We start from the raw sequence: 18,239 nt of genomic DNA, 5'->3' as shown, positions 1-18,239 counted from the left end.
ACTACGCAATGCAAAAACCTTCAAGTCTTGACATTGCAATTAGCGTGAGGCCCGGGAGTTGACGGGCCGCGATCGCGTCCCTTAATGGCACTCATGGTCATGAAAGACACTATCAGCAACAAGTTGCAGGAAGCTTTCACGCCGGAAAGCCTGCGGGTCATCGACGAGTCACACTTGCATGAGGGCCACGCCGGCCATCAGCCGGGCGGCGAGACGCACTTTCGCGTCTATATCGTATCTGCCGCCTTCAAAGGGAAGAGCCGGGTCGACCGCCATCGCATGATAAATTCGGCGCTCGCCGCGGAACTCTCCGGCGGCGTGCACGCGCTCGCGATCCAGGCGCAGGCGCCGGGGGAAGGCTGATTTGCTCACCTCCCCTGGAGGGCAGGGCTATCGCAGGTGACTGTTGGCTGCAGCCTGAGCACGCGCCTCGTCCTTCGAGACGGCGCTTACGCGCCTCCTCAGGATGAGGCTAAGCGGCATCTTGCTCGTTGAAACTGCGGCCGCACACTCCGTCCTCATCCTGAGGGCCCGCCAAAGGCGGGCGTCTCGAAGGATGGCCGCAGAGAGATGCTCTCATATGCAATAGCCCCTCCCCTGGAGGGAGACGGTGAGCGAGATCAGAACGACGTTCCGGCCCGTCTCGGCTTGGTCTCCTCCAGCTCACCCTCGCGTGCCACCGCTGAAATACGGAGCGCGGTGATGCGGTTGCGCTCGCGCCGGAGGACGCGGAAGCGGAAGCCGTGGAAGGTAAAACTCTGGCCGCGGTCGGGGATCGAGCGCGCTTCGTGAATGACGAGGCCGGCGACCGTCGTTGCCTCTTCATCGGGCAGGTGCCAGTCCAGCGCGCGGTTGAGATCGCGGATCGGCACGGAGCCGTCGACCACGACGGAGCCGTCGGGCTGACGGCGCACGCCGGTGACCACCACGTCGTGCTCGTCGGAGATATCGCCGACGATCTCCTCCAGAATGTCTTCCAGCGTCACGAGGCCTTCGACCTCGCCATACTCGTCGACGACGAGCGCGAAATGGGTCTTGCGACGGCGGAACGCCTTGAGCTGCTGGGATATCGGCCGCATTTCCGGCACGAACCAGGGCGGCAGCATGATGCTGGTGACGTCGATGCGCGAGGTATCGCCCTCCGACGCGCGGATGGCCCGCAACAGATCCTTGGCGTGCAGGATGCCGATGATGTTCTCCGACTTGTCGCGCCACAGCGGAATGCGGGTGTACTCGGTGGCCAGCACCTCCCGCACCAGCTCTTCCGGCGGCAGATCGGCATTGATCATCACCATGGCGGTGCGATGAACCATCACGTCGGACACGGTCAGCTCGCCGAGGCGGAAGACATTGTGAATGTATTCGGCCTCGCCGCTCTCGATCTTGCCGTGCACGGCCGATTCCTCGACCAGGCCCTCGATCTCGGAATCCGTCAGGATCTCGTGCTGCGAAAACTCCTGGACCCCGATCAGACGCAGGATCGCGCTCGAAGCCGCGTTGAGACACCAGCTCAGCGGATAGAACAGCAGGTAGGAGACATGCAGCGGATAGGCGATCCACTGCGACACCGGCATCGGCTCCCTGATCGCAAGCGTTTTCGGCACCTGCTCGCCGATGATGATGTGCAGCGACGAGAAAACCAGGAAACCCGCCACGAACGAGACGAAGTGCAGCGTGGCCTCCGACAAACCGAGCGGCTGGAGGATCGGACTCAGCAGCGCAGACACGGTCGGCTCACCGATCCAACCAAGACCGAGGGACGCCATGGTGATGCCGAGCTGGCAGCAGGCGAGATAGGATTCGATATTTCCCATCATCGTCTGCAGCAGGCGGGCGCCGAAGCGATTCTGCTCGACCATGGCCTTGACGCGAAAGCCGCGGCTCTTCACGAGCGCGAATTCCGCAGCCACGTAAAACGCGTTGGCGGCGAGCAAGAGGACCGCCAGCAGCAGATTGACCGAGATCGAACTCATGTTTGCCTCGCGACCGCCTCGGCATTCCCCGCCGTTTCGCGGGCGGCCGGCCTGAAGGGTCCCGCCATCACTGCGACAGTTTCGACTGCAGGAAATCGCGCACTAGGCTCGGCTCGACGTCCTTGGCGATCACCGCGCGTCCCACGGCCTCCAGCAGGATGAACGTGAGCTTGCCGCGCTTGACCTTCTTGTCCTGTGCCATCAGCGCCATCAGCGCATCGGCATCGGCAAGTCCTTCCTGCGCGAAACCGGCGATGTCCTGCAGGCGGGTCGGCAGGCCGGCTTCGATCAAATGCCGCTCGACGCGCGCCGCATCGGCCTCGCCGATCATGCCGAGCCTGGCCGAGAACTGCGCCGCCAGCGTCATGCCGATCGCGACGCCCTCGCCGTGGAACAGACGGTCGGAGAAGCCGGTCGCCGCTTCCAGCGCATGACCGAAGGTATGGCCGAGATTGAGCAGCGCGCGCTCGCCGGTCTCGCGCTCGTCGCGCGAGACGACGCCCGCCTTGGCGCGGCACGAGGTCGCGATCGCGTGCTCGCGCGCCGAGCCGCCCTTGAAGATGTCGGAATGGTTCTTTTCCAGCCAGGTGAAGAAGGCCCCGTCGCCGAGCACGCCGTATTTGGCGACCTCGGCATAGCCGGCGCGGAACTGGCGCGGCGACAGCGTGTCGAGCACGGCGGTGTCGGCGATGACGAGCACCGGCTGGTGGAAGGCCCCTAACAGGTTCTTGCCCTGCGGCGAGTTGATGCCGGTCTTGCCGCCGACGGATGAATCGACCTGCGCGAGAAGCGAGGTCGGCACCTGCACGAAATCGACGCCGCGGCGCAGGATGGCCGCGGCAAAGCCGGCGAGATCGCCGACGACGCCGCCGCCGAGCGCGATGACGAGATCGTTGCGCTCGATCCTGGCGGCGATCAGGGCTTCGCTGACTTTTTCGAGGCCGGCATAGGTCTTGGAGATCTCGCCTTCCTCGACGACGATGCGCGAGGTCGGAATACCGCTGGCTGCGAACGACGCCTCGGTGGGCTCGAGCCAGTATTTCGCGACGGTGCGGTCGGTCACGATGGCCGTGCGCACGCCCGGCCGCAAGGCTGCGACCCGTTCTCCAAGCGAAGACAGCACGCCGCGGCCGATGACGATGTCATAGGCGCGGTCGCCGAGCGCGACGTCGACCTTGACTGGATCGGAATGTTTCAACGGCGCAGTCATCGTACGGCACTCGCAACGTCGGCAGGTGGTTGGGCGGCCTGTCCGCCGCAGAGATGGGCGTGCAGCGCCTCGATGCACTCCTCGACGATCCGGTCGTGCGGAACGTCGCGCGAGGCGATGGTGAGATCGGCATTGGCATAGACCGGCTCGCGCTGGGCGAGAAGGCGCGTCACGGTTCCTTCGGGATCGGCGGTCTGAAGCAGCGGACGGTCGGCACGGCGCCGCACGCGGCGCATGATGACGTCATGGTCCGCCCTCAGCCAGATCGAGATGGCCTTCGCCGCGATGCGCGCGCGCGTCTCCTCGCGCATGAAAGCGCCGCCGCCGGTCGCCAGCACCACGGGACCTCCCTCGAGCAGGCGCGCGATCACGCGGGCCTCGCCATCGCGGAAATAGGGCTCGCCATGGGCCGCAAAGATTTCCGGGATGGTCATGCCGGCGTGGGCCACCTCGATTTCGACATCGGCATCGAGAAATCGCAGGCCAAGCCGCGCCGCCAACCGCCGGCCGATGGTGGACTTGCCCACCCCCATCATGCCGACCAGCACGATCGAGCGCGCGCCGAGCGCCGACAGGATGTCGGCCTCAGGGGTCGCTTGTGCTGGCACCGCGGCGTCGGACATTGTCTCGCTCGATTGGATCTCGCTCGATCTGCCGCCGGGGGCGGCATGCTTTGGCCACCTATACGATCCCATGGGGGCCCTCGCCAGAGGACTCTTGCCACGAAACGGCGAACATGTTGGATGATTTCATTGGTTAATTTGGCTGCCAAGACCTACCAACAGCCCCATCCAAGAGCCCTATCCAAGTCCTCTGCCCGAGACCCCAGAAAGATGCCCAGCCTGTTCCGCTTCCTGACGGTCGTCGCCGTGATCGCCGGCATCGTCTATGGCGTGGTCTTCGCGCTGGCCAATTTCGTCAATCCCAAGCCGCGGGAAATGACGGTAACGATCCCGCCGGATAAATTTCTCAAGAAATAGGCGCTAGCCTCCGAGGCATGCCCATCAAGCCCTCAGACGCCAAGCTCATCGGCCTGTTCCTCGACATGCTCGCGGCGGAACAGGGCGCGGGGCCCAATACGCTCGACGCCTATCGCCGCGACCTCACCGATTTCTCGGATTTCCTGGGCCGCGTCGGCCACAATTTTGTGGGCGCGGAAACGCAGACGCTGCGCGACTATCTCGCCGATCTCGACATTCGCGGCTTCAAATCCACCAGCGTCGCCCGCCGCCTGTCGGCGATGCGACATCTCTACCGCTTCCTCCTCAATGAGCGCATCCGCAGCGACGATCCGGCCGCGATCCTGTCCGGCCCCAAGCGCGGCCGCGGCCTGCCGAAGGTGCTGTCGATCGCGGATGTCGACCGCATGCTCCGCCGCGCCAAGGAGTTGAGCGAGGCGGAAGAGGCCTCGCCGGCGAAGCGGCTGCGCGCTCTCAGGCTCTATTGCCTGCTCGAGGTGCTCTACGCCACGGGCCTGCGCGTCTCCGAGCTGGTGGCGCTGCCGCGCTCGGCGGCCAAGCGCGACGCCCGCATGATCGTGGTGCGCGGCAAGGGCAACAAGGAACGGCTGGTGCCGCTCAACGAGGCCTCGCGGCAGGCGATGGCGGATTACCTTGCCGCGACGGAGGCCGCGAAGACCGAGAAGAAGAAAGACAGCCTCGCCGCCTCGAAATGGCTATTCCCCTCCTTTGGCGAGAGCGGACATCTGACGCGGCAGCATTTCGCCCGCGATTTGAAGGAACTCGCGGTTGCCTCCGGGCTGCAGGCCCGGCTGGTCTCCCCGCACGTGCTGCGCCACGCCTTCGCCAGCCACCTCCTGCACAACGGCGCCGATCTCCGCATCGTGCAGACGCTGCTCGGCCATACCGACATCTCCACGACGCAGATCTACACCCATGTGGTCGAGGAGCGGCTGAAGAGCCTGGTGCGCGACCTGCACCCGCTGGCGGAGAAGTAGACAGGTCTCGTGCCCTGGACGGGGCTGTCGTAGCTCGGATGAGCGAAGCGACATCCGGAATTGTGCCCAAGGCACGACCTGCCCCGGATATCGCTTCGCTCATCCGGGCTACGGCGACCCATGAACCGCCTTGACTTCGGCCGCATCTCCGCAGAAAGAGCCGGGGCCTCACCGATTGATTTGGCTGGCGCCACACGAGCACACAAGCCAAACCATTGAAGACGCTACACATCTTTCCGTGACCCGAACCTCGCTTCGCTCCAAGGCCCCGTCCCCCTATATTGAGTTGATGCAAGACCAGATGCGCAGCTATCTCGACTTCGAAAAGCCCGTCGCCGAGCTCGACTCCAAGGTCGATGAATTGCGGGCGCTCGCGGCGTCCGGCACCGACATCAGCGACGAGATCGGCCGGATCGAGGACAAGGCGGCGCAGGCGCTGGCCGACCTCTATCAGAACCTGACGCCGTGGCAGAAGACGCTGGTCGCGCGGCATCCGCAGCGGCCGCATTTCAACGACTTCATCAAGGGCCTGATCACCGAATTCACCCCGCTCGCCGGCGACCGCAAGTTCGGCGAGGACGAGGCGCTGGTCGCCGGCTTCGGCCGCTTCCGCGGCGAGCCGATCTGCGTGATGGGCCAGGAGAAGGGCGATTCCACCGAGAGCCGGATCAGGCATAATTTCGGCATGGCGCGGCCCGAAGGCTATCGCAAATGCGTGCGGCTGATGGAGATGGCCGAGCGCTTCGGCCTCCCCGTGCTGTCGCTCGCCGATTCCGCGGGCGCCTATCCCGGCATCGGCGCCGAGGAGCGCGGCCAGGCCGAAGCGATCGCGCGCTCGACCGACGCCTGCCTCGCCCTGACCGTGCCGAACGTCGCCATCATCACCGGCGAGGGCATGTCGGGCGGCGCCATCGCCATCACCACCGCCAACAAGGTGCTGATGCTGGAGCACGCGATCTACAGCGTGATCTCGCCGGAGGCGGCGTCCTCGATCCTCTGGCGCGACGGCACCAAGGCGCAGGAAGCCGCCAACAACATGAAGATTACCGCCCAGGACATGCTCCGCTTCGGGGTGATCGACCAGATCCTGAAGGAGCCGGTCGGCGGCGCCCATCGCGACCCCGCGGCCATGATCGCCACGACGGGTGAGGCCATCGCCAAGGCCTTCGACGAGCTCCAGGGCCTCGACGGCGATGCCATCCGCAAGCAGCGGCGGCAGAAATTCCTCGATATCGGCCGGAAACTGGGCTGATTCGGGCTTGTTGCCGTGTCCCGGACGCGCTGCAGCGTGGAACGCTGCTGCGCAGAGCCGGGACCCAGGAGACTGCACAGCTCGCCCGCAGCATGGGCCCCGGCTCAGCAGCGCACCGCCCAAGGAGCGTTGCGCTGCGTCCGGGGCACGAGACCGTCGCAGGACGGCCCCCGGTAACCCCGCATTAACCCTTTTTTTGCCCAAATCGGCGATCTCAGTGGTGGTTTGGCCGTGGTCCAAGTTCCGGCCCAGTTTAAGTCTCTGTTGACCACACCTTTGGGCCAACGCCCTCGTGATCCCCGCTCGGGTTGCGACCGCATGACCCAGAGGTTAGAATTTTAATCAATGGCTTCAGGGCATAAGCGCTGGGGCGTGGTCCGAAAAAGCCCGTGGACGGGTCCGGTTCGCCGGTCGGATCATGCTCCATAGAATTGGGGTTCGCGCATCAATGCCCGGCACGGTGTGGGGTCCATCTTGATTTCTCGTTCGCTTGCTCGCGCGCTCTTGGCTTCGGTTGCGCTGATGACGGCCGGCGTTCTGCTGACCGGCTGCAACAGCGACCAGGTCTCGCTCGCGACCAACGCCAAGGCCAACCAGCCGGTGCCGCCGAAGCTGATCGCTGCGATGGCCGAGAAGGACATGGACCTGCAATCGCCGATCCTGGTCCGCCTGTTCAAGCAGGAGGCCGAGCTCGAGATCTGGAAGCAGACCCGCTCAGGCAAGTTCGCGCTGCTCAAGACCTATCCGATCTGCCGCTGGTCCGGCGACCTTGGCCCCAAGGTGCGCGAAGGCGACCGCCAGGCGCCGGAGGGATTCTACTCGATCAACCCGAGCCAGATGAATCCGCAGTCGGCCTATTACTTGTCCTTCAACACGGGCTATCCGAACGCGTTCGACAAGGCCTTGGGGCGCACCGGCTCGCAGCTGATGGTGCATGGCGATTGCTCGTCGCGCGGCTGCTACGCGATGACGGACGAGCAGATCGCGGAGATCTATTCGCTCGGGCGCGAATCCTTCTTCGGCGGCCAGAAGGCGTTCCAGCTGCAGGCCTATCCGTTCAAGATGACGCCGGTGAACATGGCCAGGCACCGGAACAATCCGAACATGCCGTTCTGGAAGATGATCAAGGAGGGCTATGATCATTTCGAGGTGACGCGGCAGGAGCCGAGGGTCGATTTCTGCGAAAAGAAATACGTGTTCGACGCGGCGAAGCCGGCGGACGCCAAGCGCGACCTGGTGTTCGACGCCTCGGCGAAGTGCCCGGCCTATGTGATCCCCGAGGAGATCGTCGCCGCCGTCCGCGAGAAGCAGGCCAAGGACGAAACGGAATACGCCAAGCTCGTCGCCAAGGGCACGCCGGTGGCGCGCATGAACACCGGCATCGACGGCGGCATGAACAAGGTGTTCGCCGCCAAGATTCCGGAAGGCTCGACCGGCCTGTCCGAAGGCGCCGAAGGCACCACGCTGCAGATGCTGGCGATGGCCAAGGCGCCGGGCACGATCCCCGGTCACGTCAATCCGCCGAAGCCCAACCTCGACTCGGTGGCGTCCGCGACCGCACCGCAGGACGTGCCGGTCGCAGCCGTCAGCGCGCCCGCGACCACGCGCGTCGCCGCAGTTGCGCCGGCGGAGAAGCCCCAGGCTGAGAAATCGCAAGCCGAGAAATCACAAGGCGGCGGCTTCTTCTCGAACCTCGGCCGCAAGATGGGCCTCGGCAGCTCCGAGACGACGGCGACCACGCCGCCGCCGCAGGCCACAGCGTCCGTGGCGCCGACCCAGACGTCCGTGACGCCGCCTACGGCAGCATCGAGGCTGAAGGCCGCTGTGACCCGCTTCGTGCCGGGGCATGACAAGTCCAAGGACACGGCCAAGGATGCGCCGAAGCCGGCGGCCGTCGCCGCCAAGCCTGCGGAGCCGCCGAAGCCCGACACCCGCCTCGCCCAGACGCGTCCGGCGCTGAAGCCGTCCGTGTCGGATGGCGCGGGTGAAGCGACGCAGATCATGGGCGCCGCGCCGGTGGTGCAGTCGAACTCGTTCGACAGCCGGTTTGGGGCGGTGAAGTAGGCGGGCGCCGCGCCTTCCGGAGCAAGCCAAGCACAACCTGCTGATTGCCCTTCCCCGCACATGGCCCGCCGCAGCAATAGCCGCGTGCGATCCGCCAGCTTGTCGGGAAGCTTGATCCCGCACGCGGAATGCAAGAAATCGCGACTTGGGGAAGGCCGGAGAAAGTTCGTCGTAGAGTTCGAACGCCTCCGACAAGGCCGCCACGGCGAGGATTGAGGAGCCGACTGGTTCCCTCCAAGGATCCGGGGCGCCTCTCGATGTGCCGGATTGCGTCGCCCGGTCACCCAGCTATAGTTACGCCGTTTGCTCTCTCGCGCTGCGCATGAGTGGATTTGGGCATCTCGATCATCTGATTGACCGTATCTACGAGGCCGGGCTCATACCGTCATTGTGGCCCGCGGTTCTCGATGAAATCGGTAACGCTATCGGCGGCAATGGCGGACTGCTTTTTGCGGTACGCGACGGCTATATCAGCGGGGTCAATTCCGTCAATCACGACCAGACCATGCCTCTTTTCTTGCAAGAGGGATGGAGTGAGCGCGATCCGTTGCTGCCGCGTGCCGCCGCCCTCAACTACGCCGGCTTCCTCAATGATGGAGACCTTCTATCGGAGGAGGAGATCGCGACCAATGACGTGTACTGCAATTTCTACCGCAGGTACGGAATCGGCTACAGAGCCGGGACCCTCATTTCAATACCGAGCGGCGATTCGATTGCGATCGTCATGCCGCGACACCAAGACAACGGACCGGTGCCGCGCGACGTCGTCTCGTTCCTTGATGGCCTGAGGCCTCATCTAGCTCGGGCGTCCCTGACTGCAAACCGCCTTGGCTTCGAGCGCGCGCGCGCGCAAGCCGACGCACTGCAGGCCATTGGGCTGCCCGGAGCAATATTGCGCGAACGAGGCAAATTACTCGCGGCGAACGGCCTGTTCGAAGCACTGATGCCGTCGCTGTTCCAAGACCGCGCAGAGCGGTTGACCCTGACAGATGTCACTGCGGACGGATTGTTCTTGGCGGCGCTGGGGACCTCGTTCGTTGGCACCAGTCGAGGCGTCAAGTCCCTCGCCATCGCAGCGGCCATGGATCGCGTACCGATGGTCCTGCATGTCGTCCCGGTGCGCGGATCCGCACGCGATATTTTCACGCAAGCCACCTTCATGCTCATCGTGACGCCCGTCGATCGCGGCGCGGTACCGAGTGCGGAAGTCCTGCAAGGGCTGTTCGACCTGACGCCGGCAGAAGCCCAGGTCGCACGTGGAGTTGCTCAGGCCGGATCGGTCGATGCACTCGCATCAAAAATCGGCGTGACGCGAGAGACGGTGCGCACGCAGCTCAAAGCCGTGCTTTCAAAGACCGGCCTTTCCCGTCAGCAGGAGCTCGTCAGCCTGCTCGCTGGCAAGGCATTGCGCGGCGGCTAGACCCCTATCCCGCAGACACATCCCTCATCGCCCTTCCGCCCGACGGCCCAGACCAGACCTTGCCCTGGCATGGGCAAGTCCTCTTTCACCCAAATGGGTGAAGACAGGGATCGGACCTCCGGGTTCAAGTTTGTCCGGTTGGTTGCAGGGTGAGAAGCGGCGACAATGGTCAGATCGGAGTTTTCGACATTCGAAGTGACTTTGGTGCAGCGCAAGCGAAAGAGATGGGTGTGGAGCGTCTGCACCAGCGGAGGAGCGGTCGTGGTGCGAGGGCGGGAATCAAGTCGATATGCCGCAAAGTACCAGGCCGAACGCGCGCTTTTCATGCTGCTTCTAACCGCGCCCTATTGGTCGCGACTTCCCGCATAATGAGGCTTTCAGTAATGTTGCGTCTGGACCTGGCTTGAGACGGAGCACCATACCGGATGCCTCGCTTTCGCGGAGGATGACAGCTGTGGTCGGTGTGGGTTCGGCGCGCTTCACGAGCATCCCTACGGCGCCAGATACCGCATCAGCTCCGGATTGTCCCTGACCTCGCCCGCCTCGCCCTGCAGCGCAACCCTGCCGCGGTCGAGCACGTAGGCGTAGTCGGCGACGCGCAGCGCCAGGTCGAGGTGCTGCTCGACGATGATGACGGCGATCTCCTTGGCGAGATCGATCAGGCGTTCGGTGATCTCCTCGATCACGCCGATCCAGACGCCTTCGGTCGGCTCGTCCAGCAGCAGCAGCTTCGGATCGCCCAGCATGGCGCGGCCGATGGCGAGCATCTTGCGCTCGCCGCCGGAGAGGGTGCCGGCGGGCTGGTCGAGCCGCTGGCCGAGCTTTGGGAAGATGGTCAGCACGTGATCGACGGCGTCGGCCTTCTTGCTCGCGAGCGAGCCGACCGCGAGATTGTCGCGCACCGACAGGCGCGCGAACACCGAATGCTCCTGCGGGACGTAGCCGATGCCGGCGCGGACGCGCTCCTGGGTGGCGCGGCGGCTGATGTCGCGGCCGTCGAAGGCGACCTCGCCCTTCCACGCCGGCAGCTCGCCGACGATGGTCTTCATCAGCGTGGTCTTGCCGGCGCCGTTGCGGCCGAGCACGGCGACGCCGCCGCGCCAGGGAATGCCGAGGCTGACGTCGAACAGGACCTGGCTGCGGCCATAGCCGGCGTCGAGATGCTTGATGTCCAAAAATTCAGGCACGGCGCAGATAGATCTCCTGGACGGCCTTGTTGGCCTGGATCTCGGACACCGTGCCCGACGCCAGCACCTTGCCCTGGTCGAGCACGGTGAGGCGATCGCAGATGTCGCGGATGAAATCGAGGTCGTGCTCGACGATGACGAGCGAGCAATGCTGCTTGATCGGCTGCAGCAATTCGCCGGTGACGCGGCGCTCCTCCAGGCTCATGCCGCCGGTGGGCTCGTCGAGCAGCAACAGCTTCGGCTTGCCGGCGAGCGCCATCGCGATCTCCAGCCATTGCTGCTGGCCGTGCGACAGCGCGGCGGCCGCATCGAAGGCGCGGTCGGCGAGGCGGAACTGCGTCAGCATGGTCATGACCTGGTCGTGCAGGAGACCGCGCGTGCGCGAGAACACGAGGTCGAGCAGCGAGCACTGCGCCTGCAGCGCGAGCAGGATGTTGTCGTAGAGCGTCAGCGTCGGCAGCACGCTGGTGATCTGGAATTTCAGGCTCATGCCGGCCCGCGCCCGCTCGGTCGGCGTGAACGCGGTGATGTCGGTGTTGACGAAGGAGACCTTGCCCTGCGTCGGCACCTCGGCGCCGGCGATGCACTTCATCAGCGTGCTCTTGCCGGAGCCGTTCGGGCCGATCAGGCCGTGAAACTCGTTCTCGCCGACGGTGAGCGCCGCGCCGTCGAGCGCAGTGAGCTTGCCGAAGACCTTCTTGATGCCGGCGGCCTCAAGGAGCGGCATTGCGCTTCTCCTTTGGCTTCGAACCGAAGCTGCCGACCCGCTCGCGCTCGCCGAGCACGAAGCTGATCAGGCCGAGCGGCCGGAACAGGATCACGAGCAGCAGCAAGAGGCCCAGGATGATCGGCCAGACGTCACGATAATTGTCCGACAGCCAGAAGCTGACGCCCTCGACGATGACGGTGCCGATGACGGCACCGATCAGCGTCCCGGAGCCGCCGAACAGCACGTAGAGCACGACCTGGGTCGAGACCACGACGCCGACCATGTTGGGCCAGACGAAGCCCTCGTGGAAGGCGTAGAGGCTGCCGGCAAGACCCGCAATGGCGCCCCCGATGGTGAAGATGATGGCTTTCAGGTGCTGCGCCTTGTAGCCGAAGAAGGCGATGCGCTGCTCGTTCTCGCGCAGGCCCGCGAGCGCCAGGCCGAACTGCGAACGCACCAGGAAGCGGCAGAGCAGATAGACGACGACGAGGATGCCGAGCACGAGATAGTAGAAGGCCGGACCTTCCGTGAACTCGTAGCCGCCGAGCGACATCGGCGCGATCGAGGGAATGCCGTTCTGGCCGCCGAGATAATACCAGCCGCGGGCCAAGCGGTCGGCGGCATAGGAGCCGGTGAGCGTGCCCAGCGACACGAAGATCACACTCGAGGGATGCCGTCCGAGCAGCAGGAAGCCGCCGAGCAGGAGCGCAGAGGTGAGTCCGATGATGGTCCCCGCCGGCAGCACCAGGAGGATGTTGGTGATGTCGAGGTCGCGCGCGAGCAGCGCGACGCCGTAGCCGGCCGAGCCGAAGAACAAGGCCTGGCCGAAGCTCATGATGCCGGCATAGCCCCAGACCAGGTCGAACGACAGCGCGAACAGCGCCAGGATGATCACCCGCGTCGCGAACACCGTGAGATAGTCCTGCAGCACCAGCGGAGCGAGCAGCGCCGCGACCAGCACGACGCCCTCCACGATCGGCAGGACCTTTCGCCCTGACGATGCGCTCTTGGCCACCGGAACGTCCGCTTCGCTGCCAACGTTGGCGTGGACAGCCTGTTTAGCCGCACCCATGGACTTCAGCATTTCGAATTCGACATCGTGGGATCAGTCCGCCTGGTCGTGTGTCACCTCTCCCCAACGGGGAGAGGTGAAGAGGGAGCCTCTCGGCTGGTACAGATGCAAGCCAAACTGACGATGACCCGGCATGTGTCGTCAGCATTCCTTGGGATCGACGAGGCCGTTGCTGCGGGCGACGATCTCGTAGTTCCCGCCCTTGGCGACCGCGGTGTACATCTTCATCTTGCAGTGCCGCTTGCCCGGCACCATCTCGGCGGGCCCGCCAGGGCCTTCGGCGATCTTGGCGTGGTCGAGCGCGGCGGCGACCGACTCGCGATCGATCTTGCCGGCTTCCTTGACGGCCGCCTCCCACAGCTTCAGGCCGCGATAGGTGCCGGTGGCGGCGCTGCCGGCGGCGAACAGGAAGTTGCCGGGGAAATCCTTCTCGTAGGCGGCCTGGATCTTGGCGTCGAACGGGTTTTCCTTGGTCAGCACCTTGAAATAGTCGAGGCAGCTTGCGAGGCCTTCGATCTCCGCGGCCTGGTTGATGTTGAGCGTGTTCTCGTCATAGTAGACGCAGGCGAGCCGCCCGCCGCTCTTGAGGAAGCCCGCTTCATAGAGCTGCTTGAAGAACGGACCGACGCCCGGCGGGATGACGGTGTTGAAGACGACGTCGACCTTGTTGGAGATGATGCGGTTGACCGTCGAGGAGAAGTCGACCTGGTCGAGCGGGTAATATTCCTCGAACACGACCTCGCCGCCGTTGGCTTCGATCACCTTGCGGGCGTAGACGTTGAGCGTGTGCGGCCAGACATAGTTGGCGCTGGGCAGCGCGAACTTCTTGCCGCCGTTCTTGATCAGCCAGGGGATGAACTCGTCGCACTGTTGCGCCGGCGTCGGGCCGGTGCAGAACAGGTAGGGCGTGCACTCCTTGCCTTCGTAGAGTTGCGGATAGATGTAGAGCGTCTTGCCGCGGGCGACGATCGGATCCTTGATCGCGTTGCGCATCGAGGAGGTGATGCCGCCGAGCACCATGTCGACCTTGTCGCGCTGGATCAGCTTTCGCACGTTGCCGACGGCGACGGATTCGTTGGACGCGGTGTCCTCGATGTAGAGCTCGAGCGGACGGCCGAGCAGGCCGCCGGCCGCGTTGATCTCCTTGATCACCATCTTGGCGACGTTGGCGTCGGCGTTGCCGGCATAGGCGATCGGGCCGGTGAGGTCGGTGGCGATGCCGACCTTGATCGGGCCTTCCGCCGCATTGGCCCAGGGCGCCGGGATCACCCAGCTGCCGACACCGGTTGCGACCGCGCCGGACGCAAAAGCGAAATTGGAGAGGAAACGACGCCGCGTGAGCTGAGTACGATCGAGCATGTGATTAAACCCCTTTTCCAGCGATGAGGCCCTGCGGGCGGAATTTGATGAAGACAATGGCGAGCACGAAGACGAGCACATCGGCGACGACGGGCGCCATCACCCAGGGCAGAGCGGCACTGAGCGTGCCGATGACGCCGGCGCCGGCGACCGGGCCGATGAAGGAGCCGACGCCGCCGACCATGACCGCGACAAAGCCCTGGATCAGGAAGCGCAGCCCGAGATCGGCGTAGAGGCTGAACACCGGCACGATCAGCGCGCCGGCAAGCCCGGCGAGCGCGGAGCCGAACGCGAAGGTGGCGCCGTACATCAAGGGCGTGGAGATGCCGGAGGCGCGCGCCAGCGACGGGTTCTCCAGCGTGGCGCGCATGCGCAGGCCGAAGCTGGTGCGCGAGAGCAGCAGGTAACAGCCGGCCATCACCAGGAGCGTGATGACGATGATGGTGAAGCGCCAGGCCGAGATGTGCATGGCGCCGATGTCGATCGAGCCGCCGATCGGCTCGGGCACGGTGAGATAGAAGCCGCCGATCAGCCCGCGCACGGATTCGCGGATGATCAGGCCGAGCGCATAGGTGCCGAGCATGGCGACGATGGGTGCGGCGTAGAAGCGGCGGATGATCAGCGCTTCCAGCACGAAGCCGAGCGCGCCGACGACGAAGGGCGCCGCGACCATGCCGGCCCAGATCGGCAGGCCCCTGGCATAGGCGAGATAGGTGATGTAGGCGCCGAGCAGGACGAACTCGCCTTGCGCGAAGTTGAAGATGCCCATCATGCTGGCGATGATCCCGAGCCCCAGCACGATCAGAACGATGATCGCCCCGAAGCTCAGGATCTCGAACGTCGCGACGAACGCATTAGCCATGCGCCGGAGCCTTTCCCGTTCCGATGGAATCGGAACGGGCCTCTAGAATTCGGTTTTGACGCGTTTTCCTGACGCGAACCGGGGTCCAGTTCGCGCGAAAACGATCTGGCGTTCCGCCCACCTGCATCAACACCTCGTTCACATCTTCTTCCAGTCGCCGATCTGCTCGAAGGCATGGGCGGCGCGGTAGATCGTGGATTCCTCGAACATGCGGCCGACCAGCATCAGGCCGACGGGCAGGCCGTCGACCATGCCGCAGGGCAGCGACATCGCGGGATGATGCGTGATGTCGAACGGCGCGGTGTTGGAGATCATCTCGAGCGCGCGGGCGACGTACTCCTCGCGGCTGGCATTTGGCTCCGGCAGCTTGGTCGCCTTCATCGGCGTGGTCGGCATCAGCAGGAGATCGTAATCCCTGAACGCCTTGTCGTAGGCCGCGGTCAGCCGGCGCGAGATGTTGAGCGCCTTGCCGTAGAAGCGTGGACCGAAATTGTTGTTGATGTAGGTGCCGAGCATCATGAACAACTTCGTGGTCTCCGACAGCGAGTCGGCCTGCCGGCGCCAGCCACGGTGGAAATCCATCAGCGAGGTCGAATAGAGGTCGCCGCGGCTGAGGCCGTAGCCGTCGCCGAACATCATGGTCTGGGTCAGGCCTTCGGTGCCGATCGGGGTCCAGATCGCGCCACCCAGGAGGTGCATCGGGATCGAGACGGTCTCGACGGTGGCGCCGAGATCCTTGAAACGCTTTGCTGCCTCGCGCACGCCTTCATTCACCGCAGCCTCCGCGCCCGGCTGCTCGAAACCTTCCTTGACGATGCCGATCTTCATGCCCTTGACGCCCTGACCGAGCGCCTTGGTGTATTCCTCGACCTTCGGAGCCTTGATGCGAGGATCGTAGCCGTCGTCGCCGGCGAGCACTTCGAGCAGCAGCGCGTTGTCGGCGACCGTCGCGGTCATCGGGCCGGTATGGTCGACATAGATCTCGATCGGCATGATCCCGGTATAGGGCACGAGGCCCCAGGTCGGCTTCATGCCGTAGATGCCGCAGAACGAGGACGGCATCCGGATCGAGCCGCCCTGATCGCCGCCGATCGCCATGTCCACCTCGCCGAGGGCGACCACGACGCCCGAGCCCGACGACGAGCCGCCGGCCGAGTAACCCATCTTGTGCGGATTGTGCACCGGCCCGTAGGAGCCGGTGTGGCTGCCGCCGGACAGGCAGAAATGCTCACAATGCACCTTGCCCTTGATCTCCGCGCCGGCGTCCAGCATGCGTGTGACGATGGTGGCGTCGAAATCGGGCACATAGCCTTCCAGCGTCGACGACCCGTTGGTCATGGGAACGCCGGCCAGCATGATGTTGTCTTTCAGGGCGACGGTCTTGCCCTTCAGCTTGCCGCTGGCTGCGCCCTTCACGGTCGACTTGCGATACCAGGCGTTGCGCGGGTTCTCCTCGGCCGAGGGCCGGTAACCCGGCGTGCGCGGGTACTTCACCTCAGGCACCTCGTCCGGCATCGTGGCAACGAGATTGTAGGCCTCGATCGAGCCCTGCATCAGGCCGCGGAACGAGGCGACGTCGTCGTCGGTCAGCGAAAGGCCGCACTGCTCGGCGACGCTGCGAAGTTGGTCGGGCGTGGGAAGGACAACTGTCACGGCGCTCTCCTTGAAGGCTTCTTGTTTCCTGGCGTTGAACGGAAGCCTTCCGCCCGCGCCTGCACGGCGCGGGCCAATCCGGCTTCGCGGCGATACTACAGACGGAAATATTTTCCTTTTCAAGTATTATTTCGCGAGACGGCTGCGACGTATCGGCGGCCGCATTCAGAACGTCTTGATGATCCTGAAGTCGAGACCGTCGGCTTCAGCGAAGTACATCGGCATCTCGGCGCGGCCGTCGCGAAGAGTCACGGGTCCGCGGCCGGCCGAGTAGACGGTGTTGCGCGCGGCTTTCAGGAGCGGACGAAACGCCAGCGAGCCGGCGCGGTTGGCCACGGACTCCAGGAAGCGCAACCCTTCATAGTTCGACTGGCCGACGGAGCCGACCGGCGGCGCATTGGCGCCGAACATGGCCTCGTATCCGCTGAGGAACTCGTCGTTGGCGCGTGAAGCCATGCAGTTGAAATAGCCGGAGGCGCAGAACAGATTCTCGGTGTTGTCGGCGCCGATGCCGAGCAGCACGGTCTCGTCCATCGCGCCCCCGAGCCGCAGCGTCGAGGTGGCAAGGCCCGCTTCGGCGAAGGCGCGGTTGAAGGTGATGCTGTCGGTGCCGATCAGGGAGATCAGCACCACGTCCGGCCTGGCGGCGCGGATGCGCGCCAGATGCGGCTCGTGATTGTCCTCGCCGACCGGAACGAACTCCTCGCCGACGACCTGGCCGCCCGCTTCCTTGATGTAGCGCTTCACCGCGCGATGCGACTGCCAGGGCCAGACGTAATCGCTGCCGATCAGGTACCAGCGCGCCGCCTTCTTGACCTCCGCGAGCCAATGGATCGAGGGCCGGCTCTGCCAGCGCGGCGTCTCGCCGATCGCCATGACCCCCGGCGTGCGCTCGCCGCCTTCATAGACCGGGGTGTAGATATAGGGGATGCGGTCGCCGGTGACCTTGCGCAGCGCGACGCGGACGGCGCTGATATGCGAGCCCATGATGAGATCGACCTCGTCGAAGGCGATCGCCTGCTCGGCGCGCCGCACCACCTGGTCGATTGGGCCGCCGGAATCGTAGATCGACAGCTCCAGCTCGCGGCCCAGAATGCCGCCGCGCTTGTTGATCTCGGCGACCGCCAGCATCGCGCTGTTGGTGGAGCTCGGGCCCCAGATCCCCGGCGAGCCGGTGAAGGTGAGGAAGTTGCCGATGCGCAGCTTGTTGCGGGCGCCGCGCCGCTTCATGAAATGCGCATCGACCGGGGACAGGTCGAAATCCGCCACCGATGACGACAAATTCCTGAACAGCAGGGACGGCGGCAACGCCGGTCTGCCGTGAGCCGGGAAGTTCACCGTCGCGCGCACGCCAACTCCTGTCTGGGACCAGACCTGAAAGCACATTGATCAGGCGGCCGCGGCTTCCGCCCTTTTGTTGGGCAATGATCCTATTTTGAAAATATTGAATGTTCAAGAATTGAAGTGCATATAGATGCAGCATTGATTGCAAGACATTCACTCATCTGGGTCAAGACGAAG

The 18,239-nt window shown here is 64.8% G+C and carries 16 protein-coding genes; 6 read left to right on the top strand and 10 right to left on the bottom strand.

Translation table 11 applies throughout. The annotated features are described in order from the left end of the window. Positions 1-93 precede the first annotated feature (93 nt). On the top strand, positions 94-363 hold the full coding sequence (locus FJV43_RS20115; protein ID WP_239620200.1) for a BolA family protein: 270 nt from the start codon (positions 94-96) through the stop codon (positions 361-363). 257 nt (positions 364-620) lie between these two features. Here the strand turns inward: FJV43_RS20115 and FJV43_RS20110 are convergent, their stop codons facing one another. The 3 genes from FJV43_RS20110 to FJV43_RS20100 form a co-directional block, all read right to left on the bottom strand. Then, a complete protein-coding gene (locus tag FJV43_RS20110; RefSeq protein WP_239620198.1) occupies positions 621-1,973 on the bottom strand; it encodes a hemolysin family protein in 1,353 nt (450 codons plus the stop codon). Between the two features lie 67 nt (positions 1,974-2,040). Continuing rightward, on the bottom strand, positions 2,041-3,183 hold the full coding sequence (gene aroB / locus FJV43_RS20105) for a 3-dehydroquinate synthase (protein WP_239620196.1): 1,143 nt from the start codon (positions 3,181-3,183) through the stop codon (positions 2,041-2,043). Next, positions 3,180-3,806: a shikimate kinase gene (locus FJV43_RS20100; RefSeq protein ID WP_239620194.1), complete on the bottom strand. Its 627-nt coding sequence runs from the start codon at positions 3,804-3,806 to the stop codon at positions 3,180-3,182. The genes aroB and FJV43_RS20100 overlap by 4 nt, the downstream gene beginning before the upstream one ends. 210 nt (positions 3,807-4,016) lie before the next feature. Between FJV43_RS20100 and FJV43_RS20095 the strand changes: the two genes are divergently transcribed. The 5 genes from FJV43_RS20095 (at position 4,017) to FJV43_RS20075 (ending at position 9,876) form a co-directional block, all read left to right on the top strand. After that, on the top strand, positions 4,017-4,163 hold the full coding sequence (locus FJV43_RS20095; RefSeq protein WP_035669499.1) for a hypothetical protein: 147 nt from the start codon (positions 4,017-4,019) through the stop codon (positions 4,161-4,163). Positions 4,164-4,180: 17 nt separating this feature from the next. Beyond that, positions 4,181-5,140: a site-specific tyrosine recombinase XerD gene (gene xerD / locus FJV43_RS20090; RefSeq protein ID WP_239620193.1), complete on the top strand. Its 960-nt coding sequence runs from the start codon at positions 4,181-4,183 to the stop codon at positions 5,138-5,140. 289 nt (positions 5,141-5,429) lie between these two features. After that, positions 5,430-6,392: an acetyl-CoA carboxylase carboxyltransferase subunit alpha gene (locus FJV43_RS20085; protein WP_239620191.1), complete on the top strand. Its 963-nt coding sequence runs from the start codon at positions 5,430-5,432 to the stop codon at positions 6,390-6,392. A gap of 522 nt (positions 6,393-6,914) precedes the next feature. Next, complete coding sequence (locus tag FJV43_RS20080) at positions 6,915-8,456, top strand: murein L,D-transpeptidase family protein (protein ID WP_239620189.1); 1,542 nt, start codon at positions 6,915-6,917, stop codon at positions 8,454-8,456. Positions 8,457-8,778: 322 nt separating this feature from the next. Further along, on the top strand, positions 8,779-9,876 hold the full coding sequence (locus FJV43_RS20075) for a LuxR family transcriptional regulator (RefSeq protein WP_239620187.1): 1,098 nt from the start codon (positions 8,779-8,781) through the stop codon (positions 9,874-9,876). A 491-nt stretch (positions 9,877-10,367) separates the two neighbouring features. On the opposite strand, the gene FJV43_RS20070 is transcribed toward FJV43_RS20075, so the two are convergent. The 7 genes from FJV43_RS20070 to FJV43_RS20040 all read right to left on the bottom strand — a co-directional run bounded on the left by FJV43_RS20070 (position 10,368) and on the right by FJV43_RS20040 (position 18,068). After that, positions 10,368-11,063: an ABC transporter ATP-binding protein gene (locus FJV43_RS20070; protein WP_239620186.1), complete on the bottom strand. Its 696-nt coding sequence runs from the start codon at positions 11,061-11,063 to the stop codon at positions 10,368-10,370. Further along, positions 11,056-11,790, bottom strand: a complete 735-nt coding sequence (locus FJV43_RS20065; protein ID WP_028177470.1) for an ABC transporter ATP-binding protein — start codon at positions 11,788-11,790, stop codon at positions 11,056-11,058. The genes FJV43_RS20070 and FJV43_RS20065 overlap by 8 nt, the downstream gene beginning before the upstream one ends. After that, complete coding sequence (locus FJV43_RS20060; protein WP_239620184.1) at positions 11,777-12,856, bottom strand: branched-chain amino acid ABC transporter permease; 1,080 nt, start codon at positions 12,854-12,856, stop codon at positions 11,777-11,779. The genes FJV43_RS20065 and FJV43_RS20060 overlap by 14 nt, the downstream gene beginning before the upstream one ends. Before the next feature lie 129 nt (positions 12,857-12,985). Next, the gene (locus FJV43_RS20055; RefSeq protein WP_239620182.1) at positions 12,986-14,203 is read right to left on the bottom strand and encodes a substrate-binding protein; all 1,218 of its coding nucleotides are present in this window, start codon (positions 14,201-14,203) and stop codon (positions 12,986-12,988) included. Positions 14,204-14,207: 4 nt separating this feature from the next. After that, positions 14,208-15,065: a branched-chain amino acid ABC transporter permease gene (locus tag FJV43_RS20050; protein ID WP_194390956.1), complete on the bottom strand. Its 858-nt coding sequence runs from the start codon at positions 15,063-15,065 to the stop codon at positions 14,208-14,210. Positions 15,066-15,203: 138 nt separating this feature from the next. After that, a complete protein-coding gene (locus tag FJV43_RS20045) occupies positions 15,204-16,718 on the bottom strand; it encodes an amidase (protein ID WP_239620181.1) in 1,515 nt (504 codons plus the stop codon). A 165-nt stretch (positions 16,719-16,883) separates the two neighbouring features. After that, positions 16,884-18,068 (bottom strand): substrate-binding domain-containing protein, encoded by a 1,185-nt coding sequence (locus tag FJV43_RS20040; protein WP_239620179.1) that lies wholly within the window; start codon positions 18,066-18,068, stop codon positions 16,884-16,886. Positions 18,069-18,239: the final 171 nt, after the last annotated feature.

Origin of the sequence: Bradyrhizobium sp. I71 (assembly GCF_022354745.1) — a bacterium.
Classification (GTDB): domain Bacteria; phylum Pseudomonadota; class Alphaproteobacteria; order Rhizobiales; family Xanthobacteraceae; genus Bradyrhizobium; species Bradyrhizobium liaoningense.
This window is presented reverse-complemented; position numbering and strand designations above follow the sequence as displayed.

Coding starts and splice junctions, on each gene's coding strand:
- FJV43_RS20115 (WP_239620200.1), top strand. CDS start 94: ATGGTCATGAAAGACACTATCAGCAACAAGTTGCAGGAAGCTTTCACG.
- FJV43_RS20075 (WP_239620187.1), top strand. CDS start 8,779: ATGAGTGGATTTGGGCATCTCGATCATCTGATTGACCGTATCTACGAG.
- FJV43_RS20110 (WP_239620198.1), bottom strand. CDS start 1,973: ATGAGTTCGATCTCGGTCAATCTGCTGCTGGCGGTCCTCTTGCTCGCC.
- FJV43_RS20080 (WP_239620189.1), top strand. CDS start 6,915: ATGACGGCCGGCGTTCTGCTGACCGGCTGCAACAGCGACCAGGTCTCG.
- FJV43_RS20085 (WP_239620191.1), top strand. CDS start 5,430: ATGCAAGACCAGATGCGCAGCTATCTCGACTTCGAAAAGCCCGTCGCC.
- FJV43_RS20050 (WP_194390956.1), bottom strand. CDS start 15,065: ATGGCTAATGCGTTCGTCGCGACGTTCGAGATCCTGAGCTTCGGGGCG.
- aroB (WP_239620196.1), bottom strand. CDS start 3,183: ATGACTGCGCCGTTGAAACATTCCGATCCAGTCAAGGTCGACGTCGCG.
- FJV43_RS20065 (WP_028177470.1), bottom strand. CDS start 11,790: ATGCCGCTCCTTGAGGCCGCCGGCATCAAGAAGGTCTTCGGCAAGCTC.
- FJV43_RS20055 (WP_239620182.1), bottom strand. CDS start 14,203: ATGCTCGATCGTACTCAGCTCACGCGGCGTCGTTTCCTCTCCAATTTC.
- FJV43_RS20100 (WP_239620194.1), bottom strand. CDS start 3,806: ATGTCCGACGCCGCGGTGCCAGCACAAGCGACCCCTGAGGCCGACATC.
- FJV43_RS20095 (WP_035669499.1), top strand. CDS start 4,017: ATGCCCAGCCTGTTCCGCTTCCTGACGGTCGTCGCCGTGATCGCCGGC.
- xerD (WP_239620193.1), top strand. CDS start 4,181: ATGCCCATCAAGCCCTCAGACGCCAAGCTCATCGGCCTGTTCCTCGAC.
- FJV43_RS20060 (WP_239620184.1), bottom strand. CDS start 12,856: ATGCTGAAGTCCATGGGTGCGGCTAAACAGGCTGTCCACGCCAACGTT.